Origin of the sequence: Sphingopyxis sp. H073, assembly GCF_001468395.1 — a bacterium.
Classification (GTDB): Bacteria; Pseudomonadota; Alphaproteobacteria; order Sphingomonadales; family Sphingomonadaceae; genus Sphingopyxis.
Genome location: NZ_LNSG01000005.1, coordinates 255,018 through 272,973 on the forward strand (window position 1 = coordinate 255,018; position 17,956 = coordinate 272,973).

The 17,956-nt window shown below is 64.9% G+C and carries 16 protein-coding genes; 9 read left to right on the forward strand and 7 right to left on the reverse strand.

Annotated features, from left to right (window positions below; translation table 11 throughout):
• Positions 1-48: 48 nt before the first annotated feature.
• The 3 genes from ATE64_RS11750 to ATE64_RS11760 form a co-directional block, all read right to left on the reverse strand.
• A complete protein-coding gene (locus ATE64_RS11750; RefSeq protein ID WP_058456117.1) occupies positions 49-2,118 on the reverse strand; it encodes a S9 family peptidase in 2,070 nt (689 codons plus the stop codon).
• A gap of 275 nt (positions 2,119-2,393) precedes the next feature.
• Complete coding sequence (locus tag ATE64_RS11755; RefSeq protein ID WP_231729133.1) at positions 2,394-3,671, reverse strand: amidohydrolase family protein; 1,278 nt, start codon at positions 3,669-3,671, stop codon at positions 2,394-2,396.
• Entirely contained in the window at positions 3,644-4,552 is a 909-nt protein-coding gene (locus ATE64_RS11760) for a neutral zinc metallopeptidase (RefSeq protein WP_058456119.1), read from the reverse strand. The genes ATE64_RS11755 and ATE64_RS11760 overlap by 28 nt, the downstream gene beginning before the upstream one ends.
• A 159-nt stretch (positions 4,553-4,711) precedes the next feature.
• Here ATE64_RS11760 and ATE64_RS11765 point away from each other — a divergent pair, with 159 nt between their 5' ends.
• The 5 genes from ATE64_RS11765 (at position 4,712) to ATE64_RS11785 (ending at position 9,681) form a co-directional block, all read left to right on the forward strand.
• Positions 4,712-5,857, forward strand: a complete 1,146-nt coding sequence (locus ATE64_RS11765) for a patatin-like phospholipase family protein (RefSeq protein WP_058456120.1) — start codon at positions 4,712-4,714, stop codon at positions 5,855-5,857.
• 38 nt (positions 5,858-5,895) lie between these two features.
• A complete protein-coding gene (locus tag ATE64_RS11770) occupies positions 5,896-6,681 on the forward strand; it encodes a 3-hydroxybutyrate dehydrogenase (protein ID WP_058456121.1) in 786 nt (261 codons plus the stop codon).
• A 69-nt stretch (positions 6,682-6,750) separates the two neighbouring features.
• A complete protein-coding gene (locus tag ATE64_RS11775; protein WP_058456122.1) occupies positions 6,751-7,416 on the forward strand; it encodes a DUF4893 domain-containing protein in 666 nt (221 codons plus the stop codon).
• 14 nt (positions 7,417-7,430) lie between these two features.
• Positions 7,431-8,747 (forward strand): amidohydrolase, encoded by a 1,317-nt coding sequence (locus tag ATE64_RS11780; RefSeq protein WP_156416570.1) that lies wholly within the window; start codon positions 7,431-7,433, stop codon positions 8,745-8,747.
• 73 nt (positions 8,748-8,820) lie between these two features.
• On the forward strand, positions 8,821-9,681 hold the full coding sequence (locus tag ATE64_RS11785) for a helix-turn-helix transcriptional regulator (protein ID WP_231729134.1): 861 nt from the start codon (positions 8,821-8,823) through the stop codon (positions 9,679-9,681).
• A 111-nt stretch (positions 9,682-9,792) separates the two neighbouring features.
• Here ATE64_RS11785 and ATE64_RS11790 read toward each other — a convergent pair whose 3' ends face one another.
• Entirely contained in the window at positions 9,793-10,560 is a 768-nt protein-coding gene (locus tag ATE64_RS11790; protein ID WP_058456124.1) for a crotonase/enoyl-CoA hydratase family protein, read from the reverse strand.
• 261 nt (positions 10,561-10,821) lie between these two features.
• On the opposite strand from ATE64_RS11790, the gene ATE64_RS11795 reads away from it, so the two are divergent.
• Together ATE64_RS11795 and ATE64_RS11800 are read left to right on the forward strand one after the other, a co-directional pair.
• The gene (locus ATE64_RS11795; RefSeq protein WP_058456125.1) at positions 10,822-11,004 is read left to right on the forward strand and encodes a DUF465 domain-containing protein; all 183 of its coding nucleotides are present in this window, start codon (positions 10,822-10,824) and stop codon (positions 11,002-11,004) included.
• Between the two features lie 86 nt (positions 11,005-11,090).
• Positions 11,091-12,074 carry a TerC family protein gene (locus ATE64_RS11800; protein ID WP_058456126.1) on the forward strand — a complete coding sequence of 328 codons (984 nt, stop codon included), beginning with the start codon at positions 11,091-11,093 and terminating at the stop codon, positions 12,072-12,074.
• Between the two features lie 30 nt (positions 12,075-12,104).
• Here the strand turns inward: ATE64_RS11800 and ATE64_RS11805 are convergent, their stop codons facing one another.
• Together ATE64_RS11805 and ATE64_RS11810 are read right to left on the reverse strand one after the other, a co-directional pair.
• A complete protein-coding gene (locus ATE64_RS11805) occupies positions 12,105-12,404 on the reverse strand; it encodes a WYL domain-containing protein (RefSeq protein WP_058456127.1) in 300 nt (99 codons plus the stop codon).
• A 253-nt stretch (positions 12,405-12,657) separates the two neighbouring features.
• A complete protein-coding gene (locus ATE64_RS11810; RefSeq protein WP_058456128.1) occupies positions 12,658-14,250 on the reverse strand; it encodes an isocitrate lyase in 1,593 nt (530 codons plus the stop codon).
• Positions 14,251-14,391: 141 nt separating this feature from the next.
• On the opposite strand from ATE64_RS11810, the gene ATE64_RS11815 reads away from it, so the two are divergent.
• A complete protein-coding gene (locus ATE64_RS11815) occupies positions 14,392-15,780 on the forward strand; it encodes a short-chain fatty acyl-CoA regulator family protein (RefSeq protein ID WP_058456129.1) in 1,389 nt (462 codons plus the stop codon).
• A 232-nt stretch (positions 15,781-16,012) separates the two neighbouring features.
• On the opposite strand, the gene ATE64_RS21645 is transcribed toward ATE64_RS11815, so the two are convergent.
• Entirely contained in the window at positions 16,013-16,336 is a 324-nt protein-coding gene (locus ATE64_RS21645; protein WP_156416571.1) for a hypothetical protein, read from the reverse strand.
• Positions 16,337-16,567: 231 nt separating this feature from the next.
• Here ATE64_RS21645 and ATE64_RS11820 point away from each other — a divergent pair, with 231 nt between their 5' ends.
• Positions 16,568-17,956, forward strand: coding sequence for a TIGR03013 family XrtA/PEP-CTERM system glycosyltransferase (locus tag ATE64_RS11820; RefSeq protein ID WP_058456130.1), 1,389 nt, complete (start codon positions 16,568-16,570; stop codon positions 17,954-17,956).

Sequence of the window (17,956 nt, forward strand, 5' to 3'; positions counted from 1 at the left end):
GATGGACCCCGGATCAAGTCCGGGGTGGCGAAAGAAGGGAGCCCAGTCTTACTGCTTCAAATAGCTTCCCAGCCAGTTGAACACCGTCTGGTGCCACTGGACGCTGTTCGCGCCCTTCAGCACCCAGTGATTCTCGTCCGGAAAAACGAGAAGTTGCGACGGAATGTTCCGGCGCTGGAGCGCGGTGAAGGCGGCGAGACCCTGCGTATAGGGAATTCGGAAGTCCTTTTCGCTGGTGATGACCAGCATCGGGGTCTTCCACTTGGCGACATGATTGACCGGGTTCCATTTCTCATATTCCTCTGGAACCTCGAAATAGGGGCCGCCATGCTCCCATTCGTCGAACCACAGCTCCTCAGTTTCATAGGCCATCGCGCGCGCGTCGAAGACGCCGTCGTGCTGGACGAGACATTTGAAGCCGTCGGTCCACTGGCCGGCGATCCAGTTCATCATGTATCCGCCGTAGGAGGCGCCAAGCGCGCAGGCATTGGCTATGTCAAGCTGCGCATCCTGCTTGCCGGCCGCTGCCAAGCCCAGCTTCAGATCTTCGAGCGGCTTGCCGCCCCAATCCTTGTTGATGCTGTCGGTGAAGGCCTGGCCGTAACCGGTCGAACCGTGGAAATCGACGCTGACGACGCCATAGCCCTGCTGCGCGAACAGGCGCGGATTCCAGCGCGTCGACCAGCCGTTGCCGAAGCTGCCCTGCGGGCCGCCATGGACGATGAAGGCGACCGGCAGTTTGGCTGTGGCATTCGCGGGCTTCAGGATGATGCCCCAAACCTTGTCACCGTTGGCGCCGGCGAACTGCATGCGGTCGAATTTTACCGGGTCGAAATCGGCAAGCGTCGCGGCGTTCACCGCCGTGAGTTGCTTCACCTTGCCCTTGGCGTCGCGGACATAGAGGTCGGTCGGAAGCAGCGCGCTGTTGCGCGTATAGAGCAGCGCGCCGCCCGGCAGCACCGTGACATCGCCCACCGTGCCGTCGAATGCCTCGGCGGAGGCCTTGAGCTTCTCGACTTTGCCCGTCGCAGCGTCGACCTTGAACAGCGGATGGTCGAGCACATCCTGAGCGGTGACGAAAAGCGACTTGCCGTCCGCCGCCCAGCTTATCGAGTCGACCGAGCGGTCCCAAGCATCGGTCAGCTTCTTCGTCTCGCCGCTTTCGAGGTTGCGCAGCATCAGCACCTGCCGGTCCGCTTCGTAGCCGGGACGCGCCATCGCGGCATAGGCCAGCCACTTTCCGTCGGGCGAGGGGGTGGGCAGCGTATCGGTCGCTTGATTGCTCTCGGTCAGGTTGACCGGCATCATCCGGCTGTCGACAAGCCAGCTGTAGATATCGAGATTGGTCGAGGTCGGCTCGTGGCGGTCGGCCTTGCGCAGCGTGAAGAAGACGGTGCGACTGTCTGCGCCCCACGCGAGTTCCTCACCGCCGCCGAACGGTTTCGACGGGCTGTCGCCGATCAGTCCGGCATCGACCGGGCGCGCGACGCTGGCCTTGCCGCCTTCGAGATTGAAGACGAACGGGCGGCTATAGGTGCCCGGGGTCTCCCATGCGTCCCAGTGGCGAACGAAGCCGGTGCCATCCTTGTAGAGCCGGCCGCTGCCTGGGCCGACGAGCGCGCCCTTGTCTTTCGCATCGCAGCCGAAGTCGGTGCATTCCTTCGGAATGTCGCCCCATGCGAGCAGCCTCTTGCCGTCAGGAGAAATCTTGAAGCCGGAAACGTCGGCCTGGGTGTCGGTGACCTGCGTCGCGGTGGCGCCCGCAGCAATGTCGACGCGCCAGATCTGGTCCTTGCCCGACGCGTTCGAGAGGAAATACAGGCTGCCGTCGGGCGCGAAGGCGGGCGCGGTTTCGTTCTTGCCCGGCATGTCGGCGACACGAACGGGTTTTGCATCCTTCGCATTGCGGTCGATCAGCCAGAGCCCGGTCGAGCGCTGGTAGCTCTCCTTCTCGGTATCGGTCTGCTGGAAAACGACCCAGCGCCCGTCGGGGGATGCGGCCGGCGCGGCGACGCGCTTCATCGTCGCGAGGTCGACCTCGGTCATCGGGCGAGCAAGCGCGGGGGAGGAAAGGGCGGCGGTGAGCGCGATGGCGCTGGTGAGGAGCATGGTACGCATGGACGCGGTTTAGCGATGCGGTGAGTGCGTTCAAGCCGTTACGTTGTTGAACTGCCCGTCGGAGTTCGGTTTTGGGGTGGATTCCAGCCTTTCAATTCTCGTCATGCTGAACTTGTTTCAGCATCCATGGCCGGGCCTTGCATCCGGCGCGGCGCCGAAGGAAACGGCAGACCATGGACCCTGAAACAAGTTCAGGGTGACGATGCAGGATGGGTCAGCTTCCGGTCGTTAGCTACCGATACTCATCCAACGACCGGACTCTGCCGCAACGGCCGTTAGCGCACCAACGCGCCGCCCTTCATCACATGGTCGATCTTTTCGAGCGACCTTATGTCTTTCAGCGGATCGGCCTTCACCGCGATCATGTCGGCGTAACGCCCTGGGACGATAGCGCCGACGTCGCTGCGGCCCATTTCCTCCGATGCGTGGCCGGTTGCGGCCTGGATCGCCTGCATCGGGGTCATTCCATATTCGACCATATAGGCGAACTGCCTGGCGTTGAAGCCGTGCGGATAGACACCCGCGTCGGTCGCGAAGCCGATGTTGACGCCGAGTTCGACGGCGCGTTTGAAGGCCGCGCGCTGGGTGTCGGTCGTCTCGCGGTTCTTCCGCAAATATTCCTCGGGCCAGCCCTCCTTCTGGCCCTCATCGTCGATATAGTCGCCGTTGTAGATGTCCATCGCGAGCCAGGTGCCGTGCTTCTTCGCAAGCTGCAGCGTCGCCTCGTCGGCAAGGCTGGCATGTTCGATGCTGTCGACGCCGGCGTTGATCGCGTTCTGGATGCCGATCGCACCGTGCGCGTGCGCGGTGACGCGTTTGCCGCGCGCGTGCGCGACCTTGACGATCGCGGCAAGCTGTTCGGGCGTGAGTTCGGGCGCGCCGGGTTCGGTACCGATCGCGAGGACGGCGCCGGTTGCGATCGTCTTGATGAAGTCGGCGCCATGGTCGAGCAAATATGCCGTCTTTTCCGCCGCTTCCTCGGGCGTTGCGGCGACGCCGAGGCGCATGTCAGCGGGCAGTTGATCGTTCGAAACGACGCCGTTCAGCTCGCCGCCGCCTTTCGGAATCGTGAGATAGGCGCCCGCAACCCACATGCGCGGCCCCGGGACGTCGCCGCGGTCGATCGCGTTGCGTAGCGCCACGTCGGTGAGCCCGCGATAGGTGCCGACGTCGCGGACGCTCGTGAAACCGGCGTTCAGCGTGACCCGGGCGTTGCGCGCGCCGACGAGCGCGGTCTCGGCGGGCGAGGCCTTCATCGGGGCGGCGAGATCGGCGCTCTGGCCGAGATCGGCGAGATGCGTGTGGAGATCGATCAGCCCCGGCAGGACGTTATAGGCCGACCAGTCGACAATTGTCGCCCCGTCGGGCGCCTTGCCGCATGGTCCGACCGCCTTGATATGCTCGTCGACGATCGTGACACACTGACCGGTGCGCACCTCGTTCGACAGGCCGTCGATCAGCCGTCCGGTCTGGACATAGACGGTTTCGGCGGCAGCGGGGGCGGCAGAAAGCGCAGCCGCCGCGATCAGAGCGACGCGTTGAAAGTGTCGCACTGACGCGGATCCCCCGTTTGCAGCCCGCGGCGCAGCCATGTCATGCGCTGCTCGCTCGTCCCGTGGGTGAAGCTTTCGGGGACGGGGCGCTGGCCCGCCGAGCGCATCAGCGTGTCGTCGCCGATCGCGTTGGCGGCGCGCATCGCTTCTTCCATGTCGCCCGGCTCCATCACGGTCTGCCCGTCCTTGTTGCGTGCGCGGTTCGCCCACACACCGGCGTAACAGTCAGCTTGCAGTTCCATGCGGACCTGCAGCGCATTGCCCTCGGCCTGCGACGCGCGTTGCTGTGCGCGGCGGACCTGATCGGAAATTCCTGTGATCGTCTGGATGTGATGGCCGACCTCGTGCGCCACCACATAGGCCTGCGCTGCGTCGCCCGCAGCGCCGAAGCGGTTCGCGAGTTCGCTGAAGAATTCGGTATCGAGATAGATGCGTTGGTCGGCGGGGCAATAGAAGGGGCCCATCGCCGACTGCGCCGCGCCGCAGCCCGAGGTGTTTTCCTTCGTAAAGAAGCGGAGCCCCGGTTCGCGATAGCCGTTGATTTCGCTGGCCCAGAAACGGTTGGTCGAGCTGAACACCTGACAGGCGAAGCGTTCGGATTGCGTGTCGCACGCCGCCGCGCCCGCCTGTGCGCCGCTGCTGTCGACGGCGGGGTCGGACGTGCTGCTGCCGCTGAACATGCTGAGACCGGGACCGAGCAGGAAAAAGGCAACCACGCCGAGCAGCAGGATCGTCCCGCAGCCCATCCGGCGCCCGAGCAGCATCGGCAGCAAACCGAAGAGCAGGCCGCCCATGCCGCCGCCTCCACCGCCCCCAAACCCGCCGCCTCCCCGTCCGAGGTCCTGAATGTCGTCGCCGGGATCATAATCGTCGAGGCGCATGGGGCTCTCCCGCCGCTAAATGTCTGTGCGGAGGCGATTGTGGCAGCAGCGCGTTGCAATTGGAAGGGTCTTCGCGCCGTGACACATGCCTTGCAATTGTTCCTGCTGCGGTGCACAAAAGGCGAGGGTGCCGAACGCAGAAAAGGATCGTCCGAGTCCATGCCCCGCCGTGCCGCCCGCGCCTCCCTTCCGCTTCCCGATCTGGTCGTGCTCGTCCTGCAAGGCGGAGGCGCGCTCGGGGCGTTTCAGGCTGGGGTTTACGAGGCGCTGATCGATCTCGGCATCGAGCTGGACTGGGTCGCTGGCATCTCGATCGGCGCGGTCAACGCTGCGATCATTGCCGGGAATCCGCGCGACGAGGCGGTTGGCAAGATGCGGCAATTCTGGGAAGGCGTGTCGTCCGCGCTGCCGCCGCTGCCGATCGCCGACAATGATCTGCTGCGCGAATGGACGCATCTGGGCGCGGCGGCGCAGGTCGCGACCTTTGGCGTGCCGGGATTCTTCGTTCCGCGCATCCCGCCGCCGATGTTTGCGGAAAAGCAGACGCCTGCCGCAGTCAGCTTCTATGACACGGCGCCGCTGGGCGCGACGCTCGACCGGCTTGTCGACTGGGACCGGCTCAACAATGGCAAGGTCCGCCTGTCTGTCGGCGCCGTGGCCGTCGAGACCGGGAATTTCCGTTATTTCGATACGACCACCGACACGATCGACGCCCGGCACATCATGGCGTCGGGCGCGCTTCCGCCGGGACTGCCGCCGGTCGAGATCGACGGCGCGTGGTATTGGGACGGCGGGCTCGTGTCGAATACTCCGCTCGAACATGTCGTCGAGAGCGCGAAAGAGGACATGCTCGTCTTTCAGGTCGACCTGTTCCCGGCGCGCGGCGAGCGGCCGCACGATCTGGAAGAAGCGTGGTCGCGCGAGAAGGACATCCGTTTTTCGAGCCGCACGCGGCGCATTTCGGACGGGCTGGTCCGGCGGCGCAAGGAACACCGGCTGATCGACCGGATGCTTAGGAAACTGCCGCCCGAAGCGCGCGACCTGCCCGAGGTGAAGGCGGTCGAAAAGATGGTCGACTGCAAGGCGCTCAATGTGGTGCAATTGATCCACCAGCCCCCCGCCTGGCAGACCGGAGCGCGCGATTTCGAATTTTCGCGTTCGACGATGGAGGTCAACTGGGCGCTCGGCCGCGACGCGGTCGAGGCGGCGATGAAGGAAGGGCAATTGCTCGCCGAAAGCATCGCCGAGGGGCGTTCCGACAGTTTCGCCGTCCAGTCGGACATGCTGCGCCCGAAAAACGACTGAATCTCCCCGAAAAATCCCCCCGCCTGAAAGGAAAAATCATGCGTCTCCAAGGAAAGACCGCCCTCGTCACCGGATCGACCTCCGGCATCGGCCTCGGCATTGCCAAGGCCTTCGCTGCCGAGGGCGCGAATATCATCCTCAACGGCTTCGGCGAGGCGGCCGCGATCGAGGCCGAGCGAGCGGCGCTGGCGGTGCTGAACGGCGGCAAGGCTGTCTATGACGGCGCCGACCTCACCAAGCCCGACGAGATCGAGGCGATGTTCAAGCGCGCCGACAAGGATCTCGGCGGGGTCGACATCCTCGTGAACAATGCCGGGATGCAGTTCGTCTCGCCGGTCGAGGATTTCCCGCCCGAGAAATGGGACATGATCATCGCGCTCAACCTGACCGCTGCGTTCCACACCATCCGCCACGCCGTGCCGGGGATGCGCAAGAAGAAATGGGGGCGAATCATCGGCACCGCCTCGGCGCACTCGCTCGTCGCGTCGCCGTTCAAATCGGCTTATGTCACCGCGAAGCATGGGCTTGCCGGCCTGACCAAGACCGTCGCGCTCGAAGTTGCCGACGCCGGGATCACGGTCAATTGCATCAGCCCCGGCTATGTCTGGACCCCGCTGGTCGAAAACCAGATTCCCGACACGATGAAAGCGCGTCACATGACGCGCGAACAGGTGATCAACGATGTGCTGCTTGCAGGGCAGCCGACGAAGCAGTTCGTCACCGTCGAACAGGTCGCGGCGATAGCGTCCTTCCTGACCCGCGACGAGGCGGCGAACATCACCGGCGCGAACCTCAGCGTCGACGGCGGCTGGACCGCCGCCTGAGCATCGCGCTTGAGCATTGACCTTTCGCCTCCTAAGCTCCGGCAAAACGCCGGGCAGGAGGCAAAGGCAATGAGGGGTCGCATCCCGAAATTTTCGATGTTTTGCGCGGGTGCGCTGGGACTCGGCGCTTGCACCACGATCGCGGCGCAGCCGCCTTCGGCCGCCGATGCCCCGACGGCCGCACCGGCGGCCGAAACCGCCGGAACCTGGCGCGCGACCGCGACCGATCGGGATCGCGAGCGCGTTCGCAACTGGTATTCGAGCTGGACCGCCGCCCTCGCCGATGCGCGCGCCAAGGGTTTTGGCGGGGACGTCGATCGCGAGGGCGTCCTGCTGCAGCCGGCGGCGGCACTGCCCAACCCGCATCTTCCCGCGGGCGATTACCGTTGCCGCACGGTCAAGATCGGGACGCAGGGGCGCAGTACGCTCGCCTATGTCGCCTATGGCTGGTTCGACTGTCGCGTGGCGTCCGAACAGGGGCTGATGAGCCTGACCAAGCTGACCGGGTCGCAGCGGCCGGTGGGGCTGATCTTTCCCGACAGTCTCAACCGGCAGATCTTTCTCGGCACGCTCGAACTCGGCGACGAGACGATGCCGCTGAGCTACGGCACCGACCGGATGCGCGACATGGCGGGGCTGGTCGAGCGGATCGGCGACAATCGCTGGCGGCTGGTGCTGCCGGCGCCGGCTTATGAATCGTTGCTCGACGTGATCGAACTCGTGCCTGCAAGCTGAACAGGGGAATGACGATGCGGATATGGTGGACCGGCGTGGCTGCGCTCGCGCTTTCGATGCCCGCGGCGGCGCAGGAGCTGGCGCCCGAGGTGCAGAAGCAGATGCCTTCGCTCATGGAGATCTACCGGGATCTTCACGCCAATCCCGAACTCAGTTTCATGGAAGTCCGCTCGGCGGGGATATTGGCGGCCGAGGCGCGCAAGCTTGGCTATAAGGTGATCGAAAAGGTCGGCGGCACCGGCGTCGTCGCGGTGCTGGAAAACGGACCCGGTCCCGTGGTGCTCGTCCGCGCCGACATGGACGCGCTGCCGGTGATCGAGCAGACCGGGCTTTCCGGCGCTTCGAAGGTCCGCGTGACGACCAAGGAAGGCGTCGAAACGGGCGTGATGCATGCGTGCGGGCACGATACGCATATGACGGCGTGGATCGGCACCGCGCGGCTGATGGCAGCCAACAAGGACAAATGGTCGGGCACGCTGGTGATGATCGGCCAGCCCGCGGAGGAGCGCGGCGCGGGCGCGCGGATGATGCTCGCGGACGGCCTCTATACCCGCTTCCCGCGACCGCAATATGCGCTCGCCTTCCACGACGCCGCGCAGTTTCCGGCGGGGATGATCGGTTATACGCCGGGCTACGCGCTCGCCAATGTCGACAGCGTCGACATCCTCGTGAAGGGGCTGGGCGGACATGGCGCCTATCCGCAGGCGACGAAAGATCCGATCGTGCTCGCGAGCCGGATCGTCACGACCTTGCAGACATTGGTTTCGCGCGAAATCAGCCCGCTCGACAGCGCGGTGGTGACGGTCGGCAGCTTCCACGCGGGCGCCAAGCACAACATCATCCCGGACGAGGCGCGGCTGCAACTGACCGTGCGCAGCTACACCGACGAGGTGCGCGTGAAGCTGCTCGACGGAATTGCGCGGATCGCGAAGGGCGAGGCGATCGCGGCGGGCATGCCAGAGGACAAGATGCCGGTGGTGACCGTCGAAAAGGACGAATTCACGCCCGCGATGTTCAATACGGTCGACTTCACCAACGAAATGGCGGGCTTCCTCAAGACCCGCTTCGGCGAGGAGCGCGTCATGCAGTTGCCGCCGGTGATGGGCGGCGAGGATTTCAGCCGTTTCTCGCGCGAAGAGAATAAGGACATCAAGAGCCTGATCATCTGGGTCGGCGGGGTCCCGCAGGCCGAATATGATGCGGCGAAGAAGGAAGGCCGGACGTTGCCGAGCCTGCATTCGCCCTTCTGGGCGCCCGACGCCCCCGTCGTCATTTCGACAGCGACCGAGGCGCTGACGGCAATGGCAATGAAGCTGATGCCGAAGACATAGCGGCAGGCACGGAACCTGGCGGGGCCACCAGCCGCTTTGCCGGGCCGCGCTGCCGTATTCCAAATAAATTGGGATGGACCTGTCCGTGACGCTGTGGTCAGCAAACGACATGCCTGCCCATGAATCTGCTCCCGGCTTGTCTGCATGCCTCACCGACCGGGAAATGGAAATTCTGCGCCTGTTGGCCGCCGGGCATACCGTGAAGACGATCGCCGCGCGTCTGGACCGTTCGGAAACATCGATCAACGAGCGTTTGCGCTCCGCCCGCCGCAAGACGGGGGTGGGCAGCAGCCGCGAACTGGCGCGCCTTCTGGAACCCCAAAAAACTTGTGACGAAAATATCGGTCTTTCGAACCAGCGTGCCGCCGGAAAGGATCCGGAGCACACCGCGGCCATCGGGGTTCGCGGCTCGAAAGGAATGATCGTCATGCTCATCGCACTACCCATTGCCGCTGCCGGATTGATGATCGCGGTCGCACCGTCCGCCGATCCGGTCGCGAAGCGGGACACGGTTTACAGCACGGCATGGCGGCGACCGCCGCTCGCCGGAAGCTGGTCGCTGGACGCATCGCAGCTGCCGGAGGAGGAGCGCCCGCAACGGGTGACGATGACCTTCCGGGCGTCGCCAGACGGCAAATGGACGACGCGCGTCGAAATCGTCGCGCCCGACGGCTCCAGCCGTCACGCGGAATCGACCGCTGCCCTGGACGGCGTCCCGGTACCGGTCTCCGGAAATATGGAACTCATCGACAGCGTTGCGCTGCGACAGCCGGCTCCGAACACACTGGTCATGACGCTGGGAAAGGCGGGCGCGCGGGTGTCGACGCGCGTCTACACCGTCGCCAAGGATCGAAAATCGATGACGGAAACCATCGTCTGGTCCGGCGATAGTCGTCAAAAACTGGAAACCACGCATTTCAATCGCGTCGATTGATCGCAACCGCCAGTCCCCCCACTTTCGCTCTCCCGGGCTTGTCCCCGGGGGCCGCCGCTTCCCATCGTGATCGGGGCGCGGCGGCAATGCGGCGGCCGCGGGCTCCTGGTCCTACTTCCCCTTGAAAGCGTCGAAGCTGCCACCGCGACCGGCGCCCTCGGTGAACTTCTTCGCTCCCGCCGCCGCGCCTTCGCGAAGCGGCGCGACGCCGGCGCGGGCTTCGTGCGCAAGCGCGGCTTCGATGTCGAAATCCCATTGGCGGTAGGCGCTGAGCCGGTCGCTGTTCATGCAGATTTGCGGGAAGGCGGCGACCTGTTTCGCGAGATCAATCGCGGCGACGAGCGCTTCGCCATCGGGCACAATGCGATCGGCAAGGCCGATGCGCAGTGCTTCGTCGGCGGCCACGGGCCGGCCGGTCAGGATCATATCCAGCGCGCGTCCTTGCCCGACGATGCGCGGCAGGCGCACGGTGCCGCCGTCGATCAGCGGCACGCCCCAACGGCGGCAATAGACGCCGAATATGGCGCCTTCCGCCGCGACGCGCATGTCGCACCAGAGCGCCAGTTCGAGCCCGCCCGCGACCGCGTGACCCTCGACTGCGGCGATAACCGGTTTCTCGAGCAGCATGCGGGTCGGCCCCATCGGGCCGGGGCCATCGGGGTCATAGCGCGACGTGCCGACCGCGCCGAGGTCGAACCCCGCGCAGAACTGGCCCGAACTGCCGGTCAGGATGGCGACGCGCGCTCTATCGTCCTTCGCAAAGGCGGTGAAGGCCTCGCGGAGGGCCAGCGCGGTGAGCGGATCGACGGCATTGCGTTTGGCGGGGCGGTCGATGGTGACGATCGTCACCGGGCCATCAAGGTCGATCCGGACGGTCATGTTTTCTCCCCAAAGCTCGGTGACCCGATAGCCTGACGGGCTAGCACGATCGGAGGGGGAGGGGCAAAGCCTTGCAACGCATCCGCCGTTACCCTATGTAGTGCGTATGCGGGCCGGGCCCCTCTGGCGTCGGCGGAAGTCTCTTCCGCCACGTGATGTCGGACCGCATCGGGTGACACCGATGCTTGGCCTACCTCCCCCCTCAATCCCGGGTCCGGCATCGGCGTCACCTGCTTGATTTCATCAATCAGGAGGCCCTTCATGACTTTCAAATCGCGCTTCTACCGGCTGACCGAGCTGCATCGCCAGATCGACGATGCGCTGCGCCGCGAGCATCGGCGCAGCGGCGCCGATCCGTTCCGGCTTTTGCGGCTGAAGACGCTGAAGCTCGCGGTGCGCAAACGCCTGGCGAGCCTGTCGCGCCAGCCCGCGCCCGCCATCTAATCACCATAAGATAGAGCCGGAGACGCTGCCCCGCTCCCTGTCGAGGGAAGGGGCGGCGCCTTTGGCGCATCCCAGGGATCATCATCATGGAATTTCTCTTCGCGGACTGGCTGGGAACCCCGGTCTGGTTCTGGCTCGCCTTCATCAGCCTTGTCGTCGCGCTGACCGCGTTCGACCTCGGGATCCTCCACAAGGAGAATAAGGAGATGGGGATCGCCGAGAGCCTGAAGCTCTCCTTGCTTTACATCACGATCGCGCTCGCGTTCGGCGCGTGGATCTGGATCGAGAAGGGCGGCGAGGCCGGCCTCCAATATTACACCGGCTTCTTCATCGAGAAGGCGCTGTCGATCGACAATATCTTCGTCATCTCGTTGATCTTCGCGACCTTCGCTATTCCGCCGCGCTACCAGTATCGCGCGCTCCTCTGGGGCATCGTCGCGGTGATCGTGCTGCGCGGCATCATGATCGCGGGCGGCGCGGCGCTGGTTACCGAATATGGCTGGCTGCTCTATGTGTTCGCCGCCTTCCTCGTGTTCACGGGCCTCAAGATGCTGTTCGCGGGCGAGAAGCCGATGGATGTCGCGGGCAATCCGGTCGTCAAATGGCTGTCGCGCCATATCCCGATCACGCACGAACTGCATGGCGAGAAATTCTTCGTCCGCGTGCCCGACACGAAGACCGGAAAGCTCGCGCTTGCCGCGACGCCGCTGTTTCTGGCGCTGGTCGTCATCAACCTTGCCGACCTGGTGTTCGCGGTCGACAGCGTGCCCGCGATCTTCGCAATCACGACCGACACCTTCATCGTCTATACGTCGAACATCATGGCGATCCTCGGCCTGCGCGCGCTTTACTTCGCGCTCGCGGCGATGGTGCATCGCTTCCACTATCTGAAATATGCGCTCGCGCTGGTGCTGGTGTTCATCGGGTCGAAGATCTTCGTCGCCGATTTCGTGCTGGGGGGCGGCAAATTCCCGCCGCTCATCAGCCTGGGCGTGACCGTGGCGCTGATCGCGGGGGGCGTAGTCTGGTCACTCGTGAAGACGCGGCGGGACGACGCAGCCGCGGTTTGAATTGGACAGGGGCGGGCGTAAAGTCTGCCCCTACACCGCCATCAGCAGGACGTCGTCATCGCGCGGCGCCGCGGCTTCGAATGTCGGCAACGGATCGAAGCTCGTTTCCTCGACCTCTGCAGCGCCCAAGCCATCGAGCTTGAACTGGCCGAGCCTCGGCTCCTCATCCTCGCGCCAGCTCTTGCCGAGGTTCAGGGCGCTGACGAACAGGTCGCCGTGGCGTTCGAACAGCTGGTGCGGCGCGAGGGTCATGCGGTTGCCGTTATAGTCGGCGGTCACGGTGCGGCGCCGGGCAATCGCTTCCATAATCTTGAGGCGCGTGTCGCTCATGCGCCAGCCGCCCGGGAAAGGGGATTCTTGTTGTGCATCGCAACATGATGCCGGCGCCGGCCGCGCGGGGCAAGGGTAAACGTTGTCATATTCAGGTCACAAACGACGAAAATGCCCGCCGGAGGCCAAATGGCTTCCGGCGGGCAGGCTTTCCTCCCCAGGAAAGCTCGGGAGGCGCGGAGCGTTTGTGCAAGGGCTCCGCGCCAAACCGGGTGGCACGAGGGGGTGCAACGGGCCCCTCGCGCCGAACTGGTCAGGCCGCGAATTGATTCATCGTATTGTCTTTGCCCGCGGCCTTCAGGGCTGCCTCGCCGGCGAAATATTCCTTGTGGTCGTCGCCGATGTCGCTGCCCGACATATTCTGGTGCTTCACGCAGGCGATCCCCTCGCGGATTTCCTTGCGCTGAACGCCCTTGACGTAGCCGAGCATCGCTTCGTCGCCGAAATATTCCTTGGCGAGATTGTCGGTGCTGAGCGCCGCGGTGTGATAGGTCGGCAGCGTGATCAGGTGGTGGAAGATGCCCGCCCGCTTCGCCGCGTCGCGCTGGAAGGTGCGGATGCGGTTGTCGGCCTCTTCGCCGAGCGGCGTCGCGTCATAATCGACGCTCATCAGCTTGGCGCGGTCATAGGCGTTGACGTCCTTGCCTTCCTTCTCCCACGCGTCGAACACCTGCTGGCGGAAGTTGAGCGTCCAGTTGAAGCTCGGCGAATTATTATAGGCGAGCTTCGCGTTGGGCACGACTTCGCGGATGCGATCGACCATGCCGGCAATCTGTTCGATGTGCGGCTTTTCGGTTTCGATCCAGAGCAGGTCGGCGCCGTTCTGCAGGCTCGCAATACAGTCCATGACGCAGCGGTCCTCGCCGGTGCCGGGGCGGAACTGATAGAGGTTCGAGGGCAGGCGCTTCGGGCGCAGCAGCTTGCCGTCGCGGTTGATGAGGACGTCGCCGGGGTTGCCGGCGCCCTCGACCTCTTCGCAATCGAGGAAGCTGTTATACCGGTCGCCAAGGTCGCCGGGTTCCTTCGAGAAAGCGATCTGTTTGGTGAGGCCTGCGCCGAGGCTGTCGGTGCGCGTCACGATGATGCCGTCCTCGACGCCGAGTTCCATGAAGGCGTAGCGGCAGGCGCGGATCTTCGCGATGAAATCCTCGTGCGGCACCGTGACCTTGCCGTCCTGATGGCCGCACTGCTTTTCGTCCGAAACCTGATTTTCGATCTGCAGCGCGCAAGCCCCCGCTTCGATCATCTTCTTCGCCAGCAGATAGGTCGCCTCGGCATTGCCGAAGCCGGCGTCGATGTCGGCGATGATCGGCACGACGTGCGTTTCGTGATTGTCGATCGCAGCCTGGACCTGTTTTGCCTTGAGCTCATCGCCCTCGGCGCGCGCGGCGTCGAGGTCGCGGAACAACATGCCGAGTTCGCGCGCGTCGGCCTGACGCAGGAAGGTGTAGATTTCCTCGATCAGCGCCGGAACGCTCGTCTTTTCGTGCATCGACTGGTCGGGGAGCGGACCGAATTCGCTGCGCAGCGCGGCGATCATCCAGCCCGAGAGATAGATGTAGCGGCCCTTGACGGTTCCGAAATGCTTCTTGACCGAGATCATCTTCTGCTGCGCGATGAAGCCGTGCCAGCAGCCCAGCGACTGGGTGTATTTGGCGGGGTCGGCGTCGTAGGCGGCCATGTCGGCGCGCATGATGCGCGCGGTGTAGCGGGCGATGTCGAGCCCGGTGCGGAATTTGTTCTGGGCGCGCATCCGGGCGACGCTTTCGCCGCTGATGCCGTCCCAGGTGCCGTCATAGTCGCGGATGAGGCGGCCTGCCTGCGCCATATCTTCGGTGTAGCCCATCGTTCGAGTCCCTTGTCGAGAGGTGATGGGTGGAAGTTGGCGAAGGTGCCGCGGAAAGTGAAAAGCTTTGTCAATAATATTTGTGAAATATGCCGGTTCGGTGTAAATCGTCGTGTAAAGTAGTAAAGAAAGTTACAAGCGATGGCGGAGCGGCGGGTGTTTGCGGGGCCGGCGGTGCGCAAGGTGCGGCGCGAGGCGGCGATGACGCAGGCGGCGATGGCCGAGGCGCTCGATATTTCGCCGAGTTATCTCAACCTGATCGAGCATGGGCAGCGGCCATTATCCGCGACAGTGATCGTCAGACTGGCCGAGCGGTTCGGGTTCGATGCGGCGAAGCTGGGCGCCGAGGATGTGCCGGGCGGGCTTGCGGGCCTGAGGCGGCGGCTCGCCGATCCGCGCTTCGCCGATCTGGGGATCGGGGCGCAGGAGGTCGATGAGTGGCTGCAGACCGCGCCCGCGACCGCGGCAGCGTTCGCCCGCCTGTTCGATGCCGCCCCCGAGGAACGCGGCGACGCGCAGGGCGACGCCCCCGAAGTCGCCGCGGTGCGCCGCGCGATCGAGAAATGGCGCAACCATTTCCCCGACCTCGACGCGCGCGCCGAGGAACTGGCCGACGAGCTGCGGCTCGCGGGCGGCGACCTTTATGGTACGATTTCAGAGCGTTTGCGCACGCGGCACCAGCTCGGCATTCGCATATTGCCGAGCGACGTGATGCCCGACCGGCTGCGCTGGCTCGACTGGCACGCGCGGCAATTGATGCTGAACGAGCTGCTGCGACCCGCGTCGCGCACCTTCCAGGCGGCGGCGACGCTTGCGCAGATCGAGGCGAAGGACGAGATCGACGCGCTCGTCGCGGGCGCAGGGTTCGCCGAAGCCGCGGCAGCGCGGATGTTCGAGCGCCACCTGATCCACTATTTCGCGGCCGCGCTGATGATGCCGTACAGCCGCTTCCTGCGCGCGTGCGACGCGACGGGATATGATTTGCTGTTGCTCCAGCGGCGCTTCGGCGCGGGCTATGAGCAGGTCGCACACCGGCTGACGACCTTGCAACGCGTCGGCGCGCGCGGCCTGCCCTTTTTCATGCTGCGCATCGACCGCGCGGGGCAGGGGAGCAAGCGGTATGCGGGGGCGAGCCAGTCGCCGCTGGTCGATGGCGATGCGCGCTGCCCGCTGTGGGGCGTTCACGAAGCCTTTTCGCGCCCCGGCGAGGTGATCGCCGATCTGGTCGAGCTGGAGGATGGCTCGCGCTGGTTCACCCAGTCGCGCTCGGTCGCCGCCCCCGGCGCGACGGGGAGCGGGACGCCCGCGCGCTTTGCCGTGTGCGTCGGGGTCGATGCGAAGGTCGCGGCGCCGCTGATCGCCGCGCGCGGGATCGACCTGATGCGGAGCCACGCCACGCCGATCGGGCTCGGCTGTCGCCGCTGCACGCGCAGCGGCTGCATCCAGCGCTCGATGCCGCCGCTCGGCCGCCCGCTGCGCTTCCGCGAAGGCGAGCGCGGCGTGAGCGCGTTCGACTTCGCGGGCGACTAGAAGACCAGCCAGCGCGGCGTCGCGCGGCGGAAGTCGTCGCAGCGTGCGCCAAATTCGCGGGCGAGATGCGCTTCCTCAATACGCACATGAAGCGCGCAGGCGATCGCGAAGATTCGTCACCCCGGACTTGATCCGGGGTCCACGACTTCAACGCCGTGCTGGATCCCGGATCAAGTCCGGGATGACGAAGAGGGAATGTCTAAATTGGGGTGGGAAGCGGACGCCGCCTCACCTACCACACCAAAGCGACTGGCTCGCCTTCAGCTGCGGCGGTTTCACAGGCTTTCAGCAGATTCCTTGAGCAGTAATGTCTTTCCATCTCAAGCGTAGTGCTAGTAGCATTGTACGCCCGCAACGGTTCGATCAAGTCACTCGCGTCGTCTGGAAAAACCAGGATATGATCGCTCGCATCTTCTAGAGAAAGTTTGATGCGCGATATCACTGATAGCGTGTTGGCGTCAGCCAATATTGAGAGATCGTCGAGCACATCTTCAAATGCGCTTCCAGACTTGTCCTCACCTTGGAACGATCCGCAATAGATGTTAATTCCGCCCATGACACACCCCGATTAGGATAGGCAGCATTGTTAGCAACGGCGGCGCCATGTCCGCAACCGGTCGCCAGCTGCCCTGTGCGATCCCCGGCAGAGGCCGGAGCGCAGCCAACCCGGGAAGCTGAATGGCTTTGCGCTCTGGACTCGGCGCATGGGGGCGATAAACAAGTGTAAAATTAACCGACAGTTGACGCCTGCGCGCTAAATATATCCGCGAAAGGGCCAGACTTTCCGATGTTCCGACTGTTCAAACATTATGTGCCGCATGCGGTCGTCTGGCTGGCGCTGATCGAATTTCTGGCCTTGCTGGGGTCGGCCGAGGCGGCGTGGCATCTTTATGCCCGTTATGCCGATTTCGACCCCGGTGCGCTGACCGATCGCTGGTTGCCGCTCGCAACGTTCGCCATTTCCAACTCGCTCGCGATGATGGCGACCGGAATGTACGGCAACGAGGCGCTGCGGTCGATGAAGTTCGCGACCGCGCGGCTGCTCGCGGCGATTTCGCTGGGGGTGATCTTTCTCGCGGTCGTCGGCTTCCTGTTGCCGACCGCGACCTTGTGGCGCGTCAACAGCCTGTACGCGATGGCGTTCGCGATCGCGTCGCTGTCGCTGATCCGGCTGGCGCTGACGCAGAGCGCGGGGGCCGAGGCGTTCCGCCGGCGCGTTCTGGTGCTCGGCGCGGGCAAGCGCGCGATGCGGCTGAAGAAACTGGCCGAAGCGCCCGGAAGCGGGATCGTGATCGCCGGTTTCGTCGCAATGACCGAGGGCGAGCGCGCGATCGCGGACGCGATGCCGCGCGCGATGATCGCCAGCATCGCCGACCATGTCGTCGACCTGCGCGTGGGCGAGGTGGTGCTGGCGCTGGAGGAAAGGCGCGGCGCGCTGCCGCTCGACGACCTGCTGCGCGTCAAGACGACGGGGGTGCAGGTCAGCGACATTGCGAGCTTTATCGAGCGCGAGACCGGGCGCGTCGACCTGGCGACGACGAACCCGAGCGCGCTGATCTTTTCCGACGGCTTTTCGGCGGGCCAGCGGATCTCGCGCGTCGGCAAGCGATTGTTCGATATCGGCGCGAGCCTGGCGGTGCTGGTCGTCGGGCTGCCGCTGATCCTGATCGCGGGCGTCGCGGTGAAGCTGGATAGCCGCGGGCCGGTCTTTTATCGCCAGTCGCGCGTCGGGCGGTACGACCAGCCGTTCGAGGTCGTGAAGATCCGGTCGATGCGCACCGATGCCGAGGCGGCGGGGCAGGCGGTGTGGGCGTCCGAGAACGACCCCCGCGTCACGCGCGTCGGCCATGTCATCCGCAAGCTGCGCATCGACGAGCTGCCGCAGCTCTGGTGCGTGCTGAAGGGCGAGATGAGCATCGTGGGCCCGCGCCCCGAGCGCCCGGCCTTCGTCGAGGAACTCGAGCGCGAGCTGCCCTATTATGCCGAGCGTCACATGGTGAAGCCGGGGCTGACCGGCTGGGCGCAGATCAACTATCCCTATGGCGCGTCGATCGAGGATGCGCGGGCGAAGCTGGAATATGATCTTTATTATACAAAGAACTACTCGCCCTTCCTCGACCTGCTGATCCTCCTCCAGACCATCCGCGTCGTGCTGTGGCCGGAGGGCGCGCGCTGA